General features: G+C 36.3%; 21 protein-coding genes and 1 other annotated feature. Of the genes, 1 reads left to right on the plus strand and 20 read right to left on the minus strand.

Annotation, left to right across the window (positions count from 1 at the left end; all coding sequences use genetic code 11):
- Positions 1 to 31: 31 nt before the first annotated feature.
- Both rpoZ and gmk read right to left on the minus strand, forming a co-directional pair.
- Positions 32 to 244 carry a DNA-directed RNA polymerase subunit omega gene (gene rpoZ / locus F5ESL0246_RS05070; protein ID WP_122018436.1) on the minus strand — a complete coding sequence of 71 codons (213 nt, stop codon included), beginning with the start codon at positions 242 to 244 and terminating at the stop codon, positions 32 to 34.
- Positions 245 to 246: 2 nt separating this feature from the next.
- On the minus strand, positions 247 to 861 hold the full coding sequence (gene gmk, locus F5ESL0246_RS05075; protein WP_122018437.1) for a guanylate kinase: 615 nt from the start codon (positions 859 to 861) through the stop codon (positions 247 to 249).
- 156 nt (positions 862 to 1017) lie between these two features.
- On the opposite strand from gmk, the gene F5ESL0246_RS05080 reads away from it, so the two are divergent.
- On the plus strand, positions 1018 to 1293 hold the full coding sequence (locus F5ESL0246_RS05080) for a hypothetical protein (protein ID WP_122018438.1): 276 nt from the start codon (positions 1018 to 1020) through the stop codon (positions 1291 to 1293).
- An 80-nt stretch (positions 1294 to 1373) separates the two neighbouring features.
- On the opposite strand, the gene F5ESL0246_RS05085 is transcribed toward F5ESL0246_RS05080, so the two are convergent.
- The 18 genes from F5ESL0246_RS05085 to F5ESL0246_RS05170 form a co-directional block, all read right to left on the minus strand.
- Positions 1374 to 2243 carry a GNAT family N-acetyltransferase gene (locus tag F5ESL0246_RS05085; protein WP_122018439.1) on the minus strand — a complete coding sequence of 290 codons (870 nt, stop codon included), beginning with the start codon at positions 2241 to 2243 and terminating at the stop codon, positions 1374 to 1376.
- Positions 2244 to 2248: 5 nt separating this feature from the next.
- Positions 2249 to 3931, minus strand: coding sequence for a DNA repair protein RecN (gene recN, locus F5ESL0246_RS05090; protein ID WP_122018440.1), 1683 nt, complete (start codon positions 3929 to 3931; stop codon positions 2249 to 2251).
- 9 nt (positions 3932 to 3940) lie between these two features.
- A complete protein-coding gene (locus F5ESL0246_RS05095) occupies positions 3941 to 4753 on the minus strand; it encodes a TlyA family RNA methyltransferase (RefSeq protein ID WP_122018441.1) in 813 nt (270 codons plus the stop codon).
- Entirely contained in the window at positions 4753 to 5619 is an 867-nt protein-coding gene (locus tag F5ESL0246_RS05100; RefSeq protein ID WP_122018442.1) for a polyprenyl synthetase family protein, read from the minus strand. Before F5ESL0246_RS05100 ends, F5ESL0246_RS05095 begins: the two co-directional genes overlap by 1 nt.
- Position 5620: 1 nt before the next feature.
- Positions 5621 to 5863 carry an exodeoxyribonuclease VII small subunit gene (locus tag F5ESL0246_RS05105; protein ID WP_122018443.1) on the minus strand — a complete coding sequence of 81 codons (243 nt, stop codon included), beginning with the start codon at positions 5861 to 5863 and terminating at the stop codon, positions 5621 to 5623.
- Complete coding sequence (gene xseA / locus F5ESL0246_RS05110) at positions 5844 to 7211, minus strand: exodeoxyribonuclease VII large subunit (protein WP_122018444.1); 1368 nt, start codon at positions 7209 to 7211, stop codon at positions 5844 to 5846. The genes F5ESL0246_RS05105 and xseA overlap by 20 nt, the downstream gene beginning before the upstream one ends.
- Positions 7201 to 8049, minus strand: coding sequence for a tetrahydrofolate dehydrogenase/cyclohydrolase catalytic domain-containing protein (locus F5ESL0246_RS05115; protein WP_122018445.1), 849 nt, complete (start codon positions 8047 to 8049; stop codon positions 7201 to 7203). Before F5ESL0246_RS05115 ends, xseA begins: the two co-directional genes overlap by 11 nt.
- 56 nt (positions 8050 to 8105) lie before the next feature.
- Entirely contained in the window at positions 8106 to 8504 is a 399-nt protein-coding gene (gene nusB / locus F5ESL0246_RS05120; RefSeq protein ID WP_122018446.1) for a transcription antitermination factor NusB, read from the minus strand.
- Positions 8482 to 8937: an Asp23/Gls24 family envelope stress response protein gene (locus F5ESL0246_RS05125; RefSeq protein ID WP_122018447.1), complete on the minus strand. Its 456-nt coding sequence runs from the start codon at positions 8935 to 8937 to the stop codon at positions 8482 to 8484. The genes nusB and F5ESL0246_RS05125 overlap by 23 nt, the downstream gene beginning before the upstream one ends.
- A gap of 18 nt (positions 8938 to 8955) precedes the next feature.
- Positions 8956 to 9525: an elongation factor P gene (gene efp, locus F5ESL0246_RS05130; RefSeq protein WP_122018448.1), complete on the minus strand. Its 570-nt coding sequence runs from the start codon at positions 9523 to 9525 to the stop codon at positions 8956 to 8958.
- 72 nt (positions 9526 to 9597) lie between these two features.
- Entirely contained in the window at positions 9598 to 10707 is a 1110-nt protein-coding gene (locus F5ESL0246_RS05135) for a Xaa-Pro peptidase family protein (protein ID WP_122018449.1), read from the minus strand.
- A 149-nt stretch (positions 10708 to 10856) separates the two neighbouring features.
- Positions 10857 to 11150 carry a 50S ribosomal protein L27 gene (gene rpmA / locus F5ESL0246_RS05140; protein ID WP_122018571.1) on the minus strand — a complete coding sequence of 98 codons (294 nt, stop codon included), beginning with the start codon at positions 11148 to 11150 and terminating at the stop codon, positions 10857 to 10859.
- Positions 11151 to 11169: 19 nt separating this feature from the next.
- On the minus strand, positions 11170 to 11484 hold the full coding sequence (gene rplU / locus F5ESL0246_RS05145) for a 50S ribosomal protein L21 (RefSeq protein ID WP_122018450.1): 315 nt from the start codon (positions 11482 to 11484) through the stop codon (positions 11170 to 11172).
- A 13-nt stretch (positions 11485 to 11497) separates the two neighbouring features.
- Positions 11498 to 11576, minus strand: a sequence feature (ribosomal protein L21 leader region).
- A gap of 91 nt (positions 11577 to 11667) precedes the next feature.
- Positions 11668 to 12507 (minus strand): YitT family protein, encoded by an 840-nt coding sequence (locus F5ESL0246_RS05150; protein ID WP_122018451.1) that lies wholly within the window; start codon positions 12505 to 12507, stop codon positions 11668 to 11670.
- Between the two features lie 189 nt (positions 12508 to 12696).
- On the minus strand, positions 12697 to 14025 hold the full coding sequence (locus F5ESL0246_RS05155) for a DUF2325 domain-containing protein (protein WP_122018452.1): 1329 nt from the start codon (positions 14023 to 14025) through the stop codon (positions 12697 to 12699).
- 191 nt (positions 14026 to 14216) lie between these two features.
- A complete protein-coding gene (locus tag F5ESL0246_RS05160; RefSeq protein ID WP_122018453.1) occupies positions 14217 to 15122 on the minus strand; it encodes a WxL domain-containing protein in 906 nt (301 codons plus the stop codon).
- Positions 15123 to 15203: 81 nt separating this feature from the next.
- Complete coding sequence (locus tag F5ESL0246_RS05165) at positions 15204 to 15359, minus strand: hypothetical protein (RefSeq protein ID WP_122018454.1); 156 nt, start codon at positions 15357 to 15359, stop codon at positions 15204 to 15206.
- Positions 15360 to 15388: 29 nt separating this feature from the next.
- Positions 15389 to 16351 (minus strand): DUF916 and DUF3324 domain-containing protein, encoded by a 963-nt coding sequence (locus F5ESL0246_RS05170; RefSeq protein WP_122018572.1) that lies wholly within the window; start codon positions 16349 to 16351, stop codon positions 15389 to 15391.
- Positions 16352 to 17020: the final 669 nt, after the last annotated feature.

Raw genomic sequence — 17020 nt, forward strand, 5'->3', positions numbered from 1 at the left:
TTCGGATGAAGGTCATAACTTTGGACAATTATTATTGGGCTGAGTGATTTGAATCAACTGTAACCTTACCAGCCTCAATTTCCTCTAAAGCTCTTCCAACAGGTTTAAGTGCCTTATACTTTTTCAATGCTTCAGGCTCACCCGCTTCTAGTTCATGTGCTCTTTTAGCAGCAAGTACCGACAACGAATAACGCGAATCAACGCGATCTAACAATTTATCAATTGATGGATATGTAACTCTCATTTTTAATCCTCTCTGACCATTTTACGATATGTGTCAATTACACGGTTAACACTAACATGTTCGGCATCGACAATTGCCTTAATGTGATCAACAGCATTAGCAACAGTATCATTAACAACTGCATAATCATAGTCTTGCATTACTAGAATTTCTTGACGTGCTTGTTTAATGCGACCCATGATCACATCCTCTGACTCTGTACCGCGATTTTCCAGCCGTAGATGTAAAGTATGTAAATCAGGTGGTGTTAGAAAAATAAACACGCCGTCAGGCATTTGCTTACGTACTTTTTGCGCACCATTGACATCAATTTCTAGTAAAACATCCTTACCCTCATCCAACATTTTTCTCACTGGAGCAAGGGGTGTGCCATAATAATTATTGACATAACGATTATATTCTAAAAGCTCTCCCTGATTAATAGCTTGCTTAAATCGTTCTTTACTCACAAAAAAATAATCTTCGCCATCAACTTCGCCAGGTCTAGGTTTTCTAGTTGTCATTGAAACTGAATACTCAAATGGAAAAACCTGATTCTCAACGATTGCACTTTTAACGGTTCCTTTTCCTACTCCAGAAGGACCCGAAAGGACAAGTAACAAACCTTTTTCTGTCATGCCATACTCCCCTATAAAAAGCTATTACATCTAGTTTGCACTAAAAGAAAGATATTTTCAAGTTAAGAAGTTTTTTAACAAAAAACTTGTTTTCTTGAACAAATGTTCGTATAATAACTTTAAACAAACATGCGTTCGAAAATTGAGGCGGAATTAATGAAGAATTCATTTAAAAAAGTTTATCATTACCTATTTGAATATGACAACGACAAACTAAGCATCTATAATCAATATTACAGTGAGATTCTTTCAACACTTGAATTTGCTTTACTTCACCATGCTTTTGTCTTATTAAGTTACCAAGACGGATCAAGTGAAATTGGTCAAATTACTAAACAAATTTCACCTGGAAAATTCGTTTTATCTTCAATGAATAAAAAACTGCTTAGAATAATAGATCTTGACACTATTTTTAGAGTCGATTTAGCTTGAATTAAATTTAACTTTACTGTTAACTAAAAATGCGAAAATATTTCCGCATTTTTATTTTTTCCGTACTTAGAAAAGGGTTGTTACTGTTTTAAATAAATATTTTTACTTCTTATCTTAAATCCAGCATTTTTATAGGCTTGGATTGCACAATGATTATCTACTTCAACATCAAGTACAAACTTTTGTGAGCCTTGTTCTTGTAAAAGCTCCATTATTTTTTTGATAAAGTAGCTACCAAAACCTTGTTTCTGCCACTTATCAGCAATAAAAAAACCAAAGAGATAATCAACTTTTCCTCTATCTACAGCACAATAACCTACAATTTCATCATTAAAAAGTAAAATGAAACTTTTGATTTGATCATTAGCTAAACTTTGCGCAATATATTTAGTTGAAGAAGATAAACTCTCACCAAATGCTCTACTCTGCAATTGAGCAACTTGCTCAATGTCCCGTTTTCTAAGATTGGCAATTGTTAATACTTGATTCAAATGGTCTGTTTGCTTAATTTTAGTTGGCTGTTTTGTTGCCATATTATATTCAGCATCATTGATTAAGTTTAAATGGGTTTTAGCCAAAAATTGAGGATTTCGGTTGAGAAAATTTTCTTCACATGGAAAACAAAAATTAGTATAGCCATATTTATTTAAAATTTTTTGGGCATCATCAATCATTTTGCTAGCAATTTGTTGTCTTCGAAAGTCCGGATCCACTAATACATACACATCAACCAAATCATTAGGCTTTTCATCAGCATATAACATTACTAAGCCAACTAATTTTTGACCAACATATGCTAAAACAAAAGTCGGCATTTGCTCAAAATAATTATAAGCATTACTTAAATACGGATCAGAATATGTCTGATCAAATCGATGAACCTTTTCAATCAGTTTTTGACAGTTTACCAATTCTTGTGAATTTAATGTTATCTTTTCCGTAATCTGCACTTTGATTACTCCTCTTTAAAACTTCTCATTAAGTCTTCAGCATTTTGTTTTGCTGCCTGTGTTACGTCGCTTCCTGCCATCATTTCTGCAATCGCGGTAACTGTTTCTTCTTGAGTAAGTGGTCCAATCTGCGTATAAGTAGCACCATCTTCAACTTTTTTAGCAACAAGATATTTCTGATCACTTGCTGCAGCCACTTGAGGAGAATGTGTAATTGCAATTACTTGCTTATTTTTACCAATTGAATGTAATTTTTTGCCAATTGCTGCGGAAACACGTCCAGAAACCCCTGTATCAATTTCATCAAAAATCATTGTACCAACTGGTTCAACTCTACTGAAAATCGTTTTTAAGGCTAAAATCAAACGTGATTGTTCACCACCTGAAACAACTTTGACTAATGGCATCAAATTTTCACCAGGATTAGGAGAAATCAAGAAAATTACTCGATCAGTTCCTTTTTTGGTAAAAGTAGTGGTTGGCGATAAAACAATCACAAACCGTGACTTAGCCATGTATAAATCAGACAATTCTAATTTGATTTTTGCTTCTAGTTTCTGTGCTATCTCTTTTCTGACTTGATGTAAGTAACCAGCTTCATGTGTTAACCGTGTCTCTACATCTTTAAGCCGTTTTCGCAATTTTTCTTCATCTAGTCCCCCAGTTTCAAATTGACTTAGTTCTTTTTGAACTTTTTCATAAAACACAAAAACATCGTTTAAGGTTGGTCCATATTTTTTCTTAAGTGAATTAAGTAAATCAAGTCTACTAGAAACATATTGAAATCGCTCTTCATCAAAATCTAATTCATCCATCACATTAGATAATTCGCCTCGTGCATCACTTAATGCAAAAACACCATCATCAATAGTTTTAGCAATATCTTTAAACTTTGTCCCGTATTCAGAGAGTTCATTTGCTGCAGTTTGTGCGTTCCCCACAAGAGATTCAATCCCATGATCTTCATCATCATAAAGTTGCATTAAATACGACGCCGTATCAACAATCTTTTGATAATTATTTAGCTCATTATATTCTTCTTCAAGTTGTTCATCTTCATCTGGATCTGTTAAGTTGGCAGCCATTAATTCATCGTTTTGAAAAGTTAAAATATCCTGCTTTTGGGCAAGCTCTTGCGCATCATTACGTAAATGAGTTAACCTATCCGACAGGTCATGCCATGTTCTAAAATCAGATTGATATTCCCCTAACTTCTTCTTGAATTCAGCTGGAGCATAATTATCAACTAAGTCAATTTGTCGTTCTTGATCCATTAAAACTTGTTGATCATTTTGGCCATGAATATCAACCAGATAATTTCCTAATTCACGAAGAACATTAATCGTAGTCAACTGACCATTAATTCGAACAACACTGCGACCTTTAACTGCTAATTCGCGACTAATAATTAACTGATTATCTGCTTCAGGTAAACCATATTGTTCACAAATTTCAGCAATTTTGGGTGCTTGTTCATCAACTTCAAACAACCCAGTTATTACAGCTTTCTTTTCACCACTTCGCACCATTTCTTTTTGACCACGACCACCCATTAATAATGAAACTGCATCAATGATGATCGACTTGCCTGCGCCAGTTTCACCAATTAAAACGGTCATGTTTTCTTGAAAGCGAACCTTCAATGCCTTGATAATTGCAAAGTTCTTAATATCCAGTTCAACCAACATAGCTTTCTCCTATAGCCCTGCAACTGCTTTTTCAACGATTTCTGCTGGAGTTTGCGACCAAAGCAGTCTCCCACCAGTTGCCAAATCTTTTTGTAAATGAATTAAAAACTCAATGTTGCCTTTACCACCTTTAATTGGCGAATAATCAACATCAAGGACATTAAAACCAATTTCTAAAGCCTGTTTAATTGTATGTTCAATCACAGCACAATGAACTTGATGATCTGTCACAATTCCGTGTTTACCAACTTTTTCAGGACCTGCTTCAAACTGGGGCTTAATCAAACATACGGCATCACAATGATCTTTTAAAATTTCGTACATTGGTGGCATGATTAAATCAAGTGAAATGAATGAAACATCAGTCATAGCAAAATCAGGTAACCCTTTTGTAAAATCTTTCGGCATACTGTAACGAAAATTTTGTTTTTCCATGACAACAACACGTGGATCATCCCGCAACTGCCATGCGAGTTGATTATAACCAACATCCAAAGCATAAACCAATTTAGCTTTATTTTGTAAGGCAACATCAGTAAAACCACCAGTAGAAGCGCCAATATCAAGGCAAATTTTATCAGACAAATTAATTTCAAATGATTCTAAAGCTTTTTCAAGTTTAAATCCGCCTCTAGAAACATACTTTTTTCCTAAATCTTTAATAAAAAATTGTTCATTGATAGGAAAACTTGTACCACTCTTATCAATTCTTTGATGGTTATGATCGCAAACAAGTCCGGCCATAATTGCTCGTTGTGCTTGCGTACGGGAATTAAACAAGCCTTGTTTTGTTAATAAAACATCTGCTCTTTCTTTATCCATTATAATACCTTTTGATATAAGTTGAGAAAACCGGATAAAACCGAACTATCTAAAATTTTTAAGCTCTTTTGTGCATGCTCCATCAGTTGTCGTAATTTTTGCTTGCTGTGCTTAACTCCTAGCATGGTTAATGTATTATTTTTGCCATTTTTCTGATCTTTATGTGTCATTTTCCCAGCTTCTTCAGGTGTTTCAACAATATCAACCAAATCATCATATATCTGATATGAACGACCAAAATCTTGTGCAAATTTAAGCAGGGCATCTTTTCGTAAATCATCAACATTAGAATAAACAATTGCCATTTCAACGCAGGCTTTTATAAGGCACCCCGTTTTCAGCCATTCCATTTCATTAATCAAATCGGTATCATCTGCAACGCTTGCATTATTTGTTGAATCAATATCTAAATATTGACCACCAACCATTCCATTTACTCCGACTGCTTTTGTAATAATTTCAACTATTTCAGCTGAATTACTTGCTTGAGCAATCCATTGTATGCCTAACGGCAATAAAGCATCACCTGCTAAAACTGCTTCTGCCTCACCCCACTTTTTATGACTGGTTAACTTGCCACGCCGATAATCATCATTATCCATTGCTGGCAGGTCATCGTGAATTAACGAATAGGTATGAATCAATTCTATTCCACAAGCTAATCGAATCTCTTTTTCGCTAATCCGTTTATCCAAGGCATCTACAGTTGCCAAAAATAACAAGGGACGCAGGCGCTTACCCCCAGCCATTACTGAATAAGACATAATTTGACTCATTGTTTTATTGTTAATTTCCTGCTCCAAATGTTTTTTTAGAAAATTATCTATCTCTGGAGTCCATTTTGTTCTAAATTCCTTAAATATCATTTTATTCTTCCGGTGCTGCTGCATTATTTGGATCCAACTTATGTTCTGTACCATCACTTTCAATTAACTTTGCCACAGTTTCTTCAGCATCAGTTAATCTTTGGTTTAAATCTTGACTTAGCTTCACTCCTGTCTGAAATTCTTTAAGCGCATCTTCTAATGCGACGTTTCCATTTTCCAAATTACTAACAATTTCTTGCAATTGTTGTAATTCTTCTTCAAAATTATTCTTCTTTGTTGGCATTTTTTATTCTCCTAGTCGATTTAATAATTGCAGTTGCGACTCCATTTTTTAGGTGCAGTTTAACCTCATCGTTTTTCTTGAGTTGTTCAATTGAACTAACTGCTTGTTTTTGATTATTAACTACATAAGCATAACCACGATCCAATGTTTTAAGCGGACTATAGTCATCTAGCTGTTGTCCAGTTTGAGCAAGCTGATGATGTTTTTCTTGCAAAAGATTTTGCATATTTGCTATTAATTTTTGATAATAGAAAGTTTCCTGTTGAAGTAATTTTTCTGCTTTTTGATCTGGTTTATTAGTCAATAACCGTTGTTGTAACAACTCATATTCTTGTCGATCATGTTCTAAATGATGTGTCATACTGCTATGAAGTCTGCTACGCAAAAGGTCTAAAGTTTGAACTTGCTCATCATAAAGCCTAGTTGGTTCACGCATAACTACAGAATTAGTGATTCGAGTTAATGCTTCTCGCCTAAGCCGAATCATATTCTGAATACTTGCTAATAGACTGCTCTGCATTTGATGAATATTTGCTAGCTCAGTTGGTAAATTTGGCGTAGCGTATTCTGCTGCGGCAGTTGGTGTAGCTGCCCGAACATCAGCTACTAAATCACAGAGTGTAGTATCGGTTTCATGACCTACTGAAGAAATGACGGGCATTGCCATTGCATAAACTTGACGAACGACTTTTTCTTCATTAAAAGGCCATAAGTCCTCAAGCGAACCGCCCCCACGTCCAATAATTAAAACATCATACTTATCACCGCTAGAGTTAATTTGATTCATTGCATCAACAAGTGAATCTGCTGCTCGCTCTCCTTGAACCTGTGCTGGGAAAAGATCAACTTGTGCATGAGGAAAACGTCGATTGACAGTAACTAATATATCATGAATTACTGCTCCAGATGCGCTAGTAATTACCGCAATTCGATCCGGAAAATGAGGAATGGGGCGCTTATGACTTTGATCAAATAAACCCTCATCAGCTAATTTTTGTTGTAACTGTCTAAGTTGCTCATATAAAGCTCCCAAACCGGCAGGTTCCATCGATTCAGCATAAAATTGATACGAGCCTTGTGGACCATAAACATTGACATATCCAGTTATATAAACCTTCATTCCCTCCTCAGGTTTAAATTTAACCTTATCAAAATGTGAGCGAAACATCACAACATTTATTTTTGACTTTTCATCTTTTAATGAAAAATACTGATGCGAATTTCGACGATAGCGAAAATTAGAGAGTTCACCTTGAAGAAAAACCTTATGTAGATACGGGTCATTTTTAAACTTTTGGGTAATATAGTAGTTTAAATCTGTAACAGTTAAATATTTATTATCTGACATTTTCCCTCCTTGTTAATCTAACGACTTGTTCCATTAGCGATTCGACTGTTAAAGGACCGATTCCGCCCGGAACTGGGGTGATAAAACTGGTTTTAGGTGCTACATTGTCAAAATCAACATCCCCAACAGTTTTACCATTAACTTGATTAATCCCAACATCAATTACAACAGCACCCTTTTTTACCATTTCGGCTGTAACTAAGTTTGCTTGACCAGCTGCTGATACAAGAATATCTGCTCTCTTGGTATATTGCTCAAGATTTTTAGTTTTCTGATGCAATATTGATACAGTTGCATCTTGTTCAAGCATTAAAGCCGCTAGCGGTTTGCCGACAATACTGCTTCTACCAATAATAACTACATTCTTGCCCCTTAACTCAATTCGATAATAATTTAATAGGGCTAAAATGCCATGTGCTGTTGCGGGCTCTACAAAATGATCCCCTCGCCATAACCTGCCAATATTGGCAGGAGTTAGACAATCAACATCTTTTGATGGACTAATCTTTGCAAGTGCTTCATTCAAGTTAATCTGATCGGGAACAGGTAATTGAATCATTATCCCATTAACGCGATCATCTAAATTTAAACGATCAATTAATGCCAATAAGTTTTCTTGTGTTACATTTTCAGATAGTTGATAGATATTTTGCTTAATACCAATCTCAGTTGCACGCTTTTTCTTTGAGCGCAAGTATATTTTACTACTTAAATCATTACCAATATTAATTACGCAAAATAGCGGATTTATTCCATTTTGTTTTAAAATAGCAACTTTTTCTTTAAGCTTGATACTACGCAGGTCTGCTAATGCTTTCCCGTCTAGGATTTGCCCCATAGCTTATAACTAATTCCTTTTCTACAAAAATAGTCGGCTCTACGGCCGACTATTAGTTATTTTGGGATAAAGTTTGCCAACATACCATTGATAAAAGGTTTATCTTTTGGATCTGCAAATTCATCGCATAAATTTAGTGCTTCGTTGACCGCTGCTTTGGGTTCAATTTCAGTGCTATACTTAATTTCAAACAAAGCAACTTCCAAAATTGCAAGCAATATTTGATTAATTCGATCAATTCGCCAGTTCTGTTTAAGATAAATGGCTAACGATCCCTTTAATTCATCCCGCTTTTCAATCACGCCTTCAATAATAGTTTTTGAATAAGCAGAAAGTTCTTTCAGATTAAGCATCTTAACAGTTTTAATTTCAACTTCAGCAGGAGTAGACTCAAGATCTTGATTCGCCAAGTATACTGCCTGCATTGCAATTCTACGACTCTGGTGTTGATTCATTTTTACTCTTTTCATCAATGTCAGAGAACAACTGGGACGTTCCGCTTTCATCATGCTCTTCATCTGGAAATACCAAGCCTACAACATGAACATTAATTTCTTTAAGATTTAAGTCAGTCATTTGCAACACTTGCTGTCTCAGTGAATTTTGCAAATCCATAGCAACTTTGGGAACATAACTACCGGCAACAACGCTAACATAAACATCAGCAATCAAGTTATGTTCATCATCAAGCTTAACCGTAATTCCCTTACCATGATTTTCACGTCCCAAAACACGATTAATGCCTGATTTTACACTGCCATGAAGCCCAGCAATTCCTTCAACTTTTTCGGCAGCAATGCCCATGATAACTTCAAGAACACTTGAATCTATTTCGATTTCTTCGCCGTTATTTTTATCATCTAAGACAATTTTTGAACTATCTGCCATTTTATTTACCTCGAAAAACTACTTATTTGCGCGAGATACGTATGTCCCGTCGACAGTATTAATTATTAATGCATCGCCTTCGTTAATAAAGAAAGGTACGTTAACAACCAAGCCTGTTTCCATTGTTGCAGGTTTACCACCGCCAGAGGAAGTATCACCTTTAATATTTGGCTCAGTTTTAGCAACTGTTAATTCAACAGTGTTAGGCAATTGGATTCCCAAAGTCTTTCCTTCATGCATAATAACACTTACGTCCATATTTTCTTTCAAAAATTTGGCCTCTTCTTCAACTTGAGTATCCGGGATTGCCAATTGATCATAAGTGGTTGTATCCATGAAAACATAGTTTGAACCATCATTGTATAAATATTGCATACTCTTAGTTTCAATTTCGGCGGTCTCAACTTTTGCTGTTGAACGGAAAGTATATTCTTGAACAGCACCAGTATTTAAGCTCTTAAGCTTTGAACGAACAAAGGCACTTCCTTTTCCGGGCTTAACATGCTGAAATTCAACGATTCGCCATAAATCATTGTTGTATTTAATGGTCAAACCATTCTTAAACTCGTTAACTGAAATCATTGTCATATTAACTACCTCATCTCCATAATAATATCTTACCAATTCATACGTGATTTTACTATAAATAATCTTTAACTTTTATAAAGAAATTAATTCATCCTTAGGCAAAGTTGACAATAATTGCGGCGATTGATCATTAATCAAAATGTCATCCTCAATTCTAACCCCACCTTTATTCGGCAAATAAATGCCTGGTTCAACCGTGTGAACCATCTTATTAATTAATTTTTGCTTACCAAAAGGTAGTGCAGGTTGGCATAATTCGTGAATTTCTAAACCAATACCATGACCGATACCATGACCAAAATACTGACCATAGCCTTGCTCTTTAATGTAGTCACGAGCTGCTTTATCAACATCACTACCGCAATTACCGACAACTGCAGCTGCAATTCCCCGTTTTTGGGCTTCATGAACGATACCGTAAATTTTTTGTAACTCAGAATCAACCTGACCAACTGCAACGGTGCGCGTAATATCGGCTGCATAACCATGGTAAAAGGCACCGAAATCAATTACAACCAAATCACCTTTTGCGATTTTTTTATCGCTGGCAACACCATGAGCCCAAGCAGAACGAACGCCTGAAGCAATAATGGTTTCAAAACTTGGTCCGTCTCCGCCATGAATCTTAAATAAATAATCTAATTTAGCACCAATTTCACGTTCACTTACCCCAGGTTTAATCATCGGTAGAATTTCTTTGAAACTAATCATTGAAATTTCGATCGCTTGCTTTAAGGCTGCAAGTTCAATTTCATCTTTAATATTTCGAACTTGTTCAACTAGCTCTTCACAGAGTTCAAAGTCAATTTGTGGGTTAAATTTTTGTAAATTAGCAAATTCAACAGCTGAAATAGCTTCTCCCTCAACCAAAACCTTTGTTAAACCGGCTGCTTTGAGCTGATTACTAATCTCTTGAATTTGATCATTTCGCTTCATAACCACTTTTAATTTGCCTGGCGCTTGAGCCTTAATTTGGTCTTTAAAGCGCGAGTCAGACAATAGGATTCTGTCTCCTCGTGCAGTTAAAATGAGTTGCGCCTCTTCACCGGTAAAATTTGTCAAGTAGCGATAATTTGCTTGATTAAAAATAAGAAGACTATCAGCTCCACGGTCTTTAATCAACTTAGTCACTTCTGAAATACGTCGACCTAAAAGTGTCAATAATTTATCTGTTTGATCCATCATAAACTCCCCTAATTAGTAAATACCTGAGTTTATTTTACCGCTAAGGTTTTGTTAAAAACTACTATTTAAGTATTTTTATAATAAATCTTTAAACGCATAAAAAAGACGAGAAGCACATGCTTTTCGTCTTCTTATTAAGAACTAACTTACTTAGCTTCTTCTTCGACTGGAATTACAGAAACTTGCTTTCTATACTTATCCATCCGTTCAAATTTAACAACACCATTTACTAATGCAAATAAAGTGTCATCTCCACCTTGACCAACATTCTTGCCTGGGTGAATCTTAGTACCACGTTGACGATAAATAATCGTACCTGCGTGGATAGTTTGACCATCTGCAGCCTTCGCGCCTAGACGACGACCAGCTGAGTTACGACCATTGGCAGTAGAACCTCCACCCTTGTGGTGGGCAAATAATTTAAGATCTAAAATATTCATATTCATAATCATTTCACCTCTAGCCTAGTTCAATCTTTTCAACTGCAACCTTAGTATAAGGTTGACGGTGACCATATTTTGAATGTGAGTGCTTCTTAGGCTTGTACTTGAAAGTCACAACTTTCTTTTCCTTACCTTGCTTTTCAACTTTAGCAATAACCTTAGCACCCTTAACTAACGGGGCACCAACCTTAACATCCTTGCCGTCAGCAACTAAAATCACTTCATCAAAAGTAATTTCTTTGCCTTCTTCAACATCAAGTTTCTCTACAAAAATATTATCGCCTTCAGCAACTTTGTATTGCTTACCGCCGGTTTTAATAATTGCGTACATTACAACCCTCCAAAAAAATACTTAGACTCGCCAATTGAGGTGCTTAGTTATCTAAAGGCTTCAGACCCCAAAATGTGCGGTTGCAGATGTGGAGGTTTCCACAAATACAACCACTTTATCATACTCCTACTGAACCAATTTATCAATGAAAAAACAAATTTCGATAAGTATTTAACAACTAGTTTAAATTTGCCACTTACCGCCATGAACCTTAGCAACATTTTCAGTAACAATAAAGGCTTCGCTATCAATTTCGCGTGCCTTAGAAACTAATTGTCCGTATTCATTAGTATCAACGATGATAACTAACTGTTGCTTATTTTCATCACTATAGCCGCCAACTACATTATAAACAGTCAAGCCATCATAATCTTTTTGAAGCATCGTTTTAATTTTATCAAGTTTTTCATTACTCATAATACGAACCTGAAATTTCTTGTCAAAGCCCGTTTCAGCGTAGCGCATCGTAATAGTTGTAATGATTTGGGAAAAGGCAGCCAATAAAAAGGCCTCGGTTCCATCAACAAAAATATTTAACACAATAATCACCATATCAATTGCCATCAGTGACATTGCAGGATCAACAAAGAAATATTTTTTGATAATTAATGGGGGGATGGTTGTGCCTCCAGACGATGCATTAATGCGATACAGCATTGAAACACCAATGCCCATCAGTACCCCGCCATAAATTACCGCAAGCATATTATTTGAGGTCAATTTAAAGCTGGGAGTAATTGCCATTAATACTGGTAAAAGCAAACTACCTAGTGCAACTTTTTTGAAAGTTGCTTTACCCAAAAACACAACCGCTAAAATAAGCATTAAGGAATTAACTATAAAAACCGTTAGCGAACGATTAATTCCCCATACCGCATCCACTAAAATTGAAATACCGGTTGATCCTCCAGCCGCCACATTGATGGGGGCATAAAAGAAATTAATAGCAACGGTAATTATTTCTAATCCAGCCAAGAAAAATAGCCAGTACTGCCAAGTATGTGAGTGTTTATTTGTTTGCATCTCATCTTCCTCTCATAAAACGTTATTAATTATTGTACCGAAAAACAATTATTTTATTCAAGAAATATGCAAAAACCAAAAGCTTTCTTAATGAATTTAAAACGGTAATAAAATTTATCATTATTTATCAACTATCGGCAAACTCATCTACTTCATTAATTAATCCCAAAATTAGTTAAGAAACAAAACTTACTTTTCGATCTTATATTCCAAACTCTGATTTCCTTCATATGCAGGCATACCCTTTTCAGCACGATAAAGTGCTCGTTCAAATGCTTGGTATCCCTTACTTGAACTAACAGCAAATTTAACATTATACTTACTTGCAAATTCGCGAATATTCCAAGTACTATCATGAGCCGCAAATGCCGTTATCAAAATAACAATATCTAAATTCTGTATCTGTTTTTCAATGGTTTTCTTTTTGCCTTCAAAAGCGTCTATTGCTTGTGGAATCCCGTGGTAACGTTTGACAATACCTTCAAGCAAGGCTTCATTTTGATTATTACCGATTGCAATTCCGACCCGTTGATAATGTAAATCCATATCCAACTTAGTTAACGATGTAGCGTCTTCATCATGATGCTGTTTCTTTTTGCTTGCGTGTTTAGCCGTTTGAGGAGCATCAAGATCATATACCCAGCGAATTTGAATTGCCATAGCAGGATTTTTCTTTAAATTCACATCGCCATCATACCAGGCCAAGTCAACAATCGAGCCATCTTCAAGTTGAACATTTTTCTCTTGAAAATTACTAGCATCTACTGGTAGAAGAATGGTTTTCCCACGAATCCGTAATTTTTTGCCACTAATATTGCGACTAATTGCTAAGTGTCCCGGTCTTCCCTGAACAACCGCGTATTTAAAGATAGAAATCGAATCGACTTCCAACTTAGGTAATTGGCGAAACCCGACAACTCGTAAAATCTCAGCTTCATAATATGAATTAGCTTTTTCAGCTACTGCTTCAACAATGTCACCACTTTTTAAATTTAAATCGTGAATTTGCGATTCCTTTAGTGTAAAAACACACCGGTTACTATCGTTTACTAAGTCACAGCCCGATAATAAGCGAATTACGGTATAGCGGTGCCCCTTTCGGTAATCACGTTTAACTTGCTTTTTAGGCTGTAAAGCCTGTTGAAACACTTTTTTGTTGATGACTTCTTTAGTTGTTTGTGATTGTTTAATTGCTTGTTCCAAATGAGAAAAAGTTTGCTGATAATTTTCATTCTGCTGAGACATTTGTAACTGGTGTACAGCCTTAAGAGCCTTATTTTTAGCCTGAATATCTCCTGGAGTGATTATTAATGTTGTCAGATTAGTAAGCAAGTTATTTATTGCTAACTCAAGCTTAGCCTGTTTCTTGTCATGAGTCAGACTATCAAACTCACTATTGGGCACATCATCTGCCATATTCAAAATTGCTTTAATTGCCGCTAAACCATTGCGCAACGATTGAGCGTCTCCTGAAACTTGATTCAGAATTCTTTTTAAATTATTTCGATAATCAAACATATAATTTCAACTTCTTTATTTTGATTACTTAAGTATACCAGTAAACAGAAAGCAGTTAAAACCAAACCGCGCTAAAAGTGAAATACGATATAACTAATAGTTTAAAACAAAAAAGTACTCAAGCTTTATGCTTGAGCGCCTTTTATAAAATTATTATTACTGCCTACCAAACAAAATGCAAAGTCTTACGTTTACTTAATTCCTGTGGATAAAGTCCAAGTTAATGAGGTCGTATAAGTTCCTGCTGCAATATTGGCATCGGTTGGTAAAGACAACTGGATATCTTTTGGGTCCCAAGCAAAAACTTCTGCTCCGCTACCAGTAGTAGCTTTTGCGGTTGCAACCTGAACTGCAGTACTGTCGGCAGCTAAATTAACCGTCAAATTTTTAATCACATTATCAGCCAGCCAAGTAACGTCATTACTAAAATTTTTATCTGCATTATTTCCTGTTAAGCCAAAAACGTTTGCAGTATGACCAGCTGCAGTATTGTTAAAGGCTAGCTTGGCGCCAGTTATTGTTTTGGCGCTAGCACCACTTCCAGTAGTCAGCGGGCCGTCGGCTTTGACGCTTAATTGCCAATCTCCTGAATGACTATCACTCTTATCATCAGTGTCTGTACGGTCTCTTTGCTTATCAATCACTGTTACCCAAGTCTTGCCCTTAACATTGTCTAAATCAGGATCAGTAGTAGAAAGCTTCGGGGTCTGGTTATCTGCCCCAGCATATCCAGGATGTACATCATTACCGGTACTATTTAAGTTCATACCAGCTGCTGTAAAGATCGGAGTAGCGGGATCAAACTTAGTATGACTACCAAAATCCAGCACTGCGGGCACGTATTGTAAACGTAAGTATCCGACGCCATCATCTGGTTTATTTGGATTATCTGGGTTTGGATTTGGCTTGGCGTCTTGGTCCTGGCTAAAGCCTATTCCTACTGTACTATGATTGGAATCTGGTAAGGCTTTACCGCCGTTCATTTTTGCATTGCCTTCTTGGGTTTTAGCTTGGGTAATGGCTGGAGTAACGGCTGCTACGCTCGACAAGACCGTAGCACTTGTCATTACCAAACTGGCTATTTTAGTTAATTTCATCTTGAAGTTCCTCCTTCAAATTCAGATTTTTCATACACAACTAATCATCTTACAATGATTATTCCAACGATTGTTTACTAGTTAATAAAGATTGATCGTCTTCCAAGTATTAAAATCGTTATATGTTTTGATTGTAAAGTACAGACACGTCGCAAAGGCAATTGCTAAGAGTATCGATAACCCCAGCCAAAACCACTGCACGCGGCGATAGGAAAATTTTGCGATCAATGCTTTCAAAATGACACCACCTCCTTTATAGTTAAAAACTAGCGCGGCCGAAGCATGAAAGTCCAAATTAAACCGCCGAGACTTAACACCAGTAAAACCCCGCAAATAATCGTGGCATACAGCCAATAATTAATCGGCTTCTTAACGGCGCGGTCATTGATTGTCTTAGCCTGGGAATTATTCACCTGCATGGTTTCGTTAAAGGTCCAGCTTACCGGGAAGCGATTCTGCGTGTTCAAGCCTTTCAGGGTGACTTTAATCTGATAGGTGCCGGCTTTGAGCGCATCATAGCTCCAGGAAATGGGCAACACAATGCGCGAATTAGGGGCAATCATAAAGTTGTTGGCGTTAAAGGTGCGCACCTCGCCACCAGCTTCTCCTATTGCTACTTTGACGTTAGCTTGGGAAATAGCCATGGGGGCAATATTACGTAAGGTAACGCCTAAAGCGGGGTGACGGTTAAAGAGTATCGGCGTGGTTTTAGCGTACTTCACCTTGGGAAAGACCTGATAGTTCTGTCCGCGTAAGACAATTCCTAATGAATAGGCATAATTAGAAGTAATCATGCCGCCCTTAGTCTTAGGCCTCTTGGGGCGCTCGACAAAGTGCCAGTCGCCATAGATCATGCCATCAAAGCGCTCTTTAGGCAGCTTAACGGTGGCACTGATAATGCGGGATTGCTTCGGCCCTAACTTAAGCTTCTGGTCGCCTCGATGCAGCGTGATCAAGGTAGTTAAAGGATGCTTTAAACTAGGATCAAGTGCTTTAGTCTGGGGCGTAAAATCAATGCCGCCCCCATCTTGGGTATAGGCATTACGCAAATTAACCCGCACTGTAATGGTCTTAGAGGCAAAATTTTGGACTTGCATTTTAATGACATGAGTAGAGTTTTTCCGATAAGCTAGATTAAAGTAGTTGAGAGTTGTATCGACTTGCTCTTCTGGGAAAAGCGGCTTAACTTCAAAATCAGTACTATCATCTGATTGAGCGGCTGCTACCATGGTTTGCGGGGTTAACCAAATTGCCAAGACCAAAATTAACCCTAGCCACCAACGTTTTCTACCTTGCAAAAATTACTCCTCCTCTTACGTTTAAAAAGATAATTGGCAATTAAACCCGCTGAATCTAAGTTAATTCAGCGGGAAAACTTCAAAACCCATGCAGCTGTTTTTATCAAACCAATCGCTAATTTCGTAGTAGTAAAATGAACAAGCAAAAAGTATCACTATTACAAAAGTTGGCAAACCGATTAACTATATTAAAATAGTGGTATCAACATTGCACTGGTATTTTGAATAGCGCAGTTAGTATAAATGTATATAGCCATAGGTTTGGACTAACAAATTGAATTATAAAAATACGAAACAAGAAATATATAATTCAAAAATAGTCGTAAATAGGAAATGAAAGCTATTACTAAATGCGCTTAAGTTTATGATATATCAATTTGCGGGATCGTACAGAGTATATAAAAAAAAAAAAAAAAAGTAATATAGAATTACCGTTATTAGGAAAAATTGTAAATTCTGAAAAAGCTAGATTTAATTAAAGCTAATTAGCTACTAGCATGGGGTTAGCAATTACTAAATAAGTAAACAAGAATTAATAAAATAAAGCAAATAAGCCAAGAAAAAGTAAACATTAATTCTTAGATAACGATAGTTATTAAT

It is taken from the genome of Lactobacillus sp. ESL0246 (assembly GCF_003692965.1).
In the GTDB taxonomy this organism is placed as follows: domain Bacteria; phylum Bacillota; class Bacilli; order Lactobacillales; family Lactobacillaceae; genus Lactobacillus.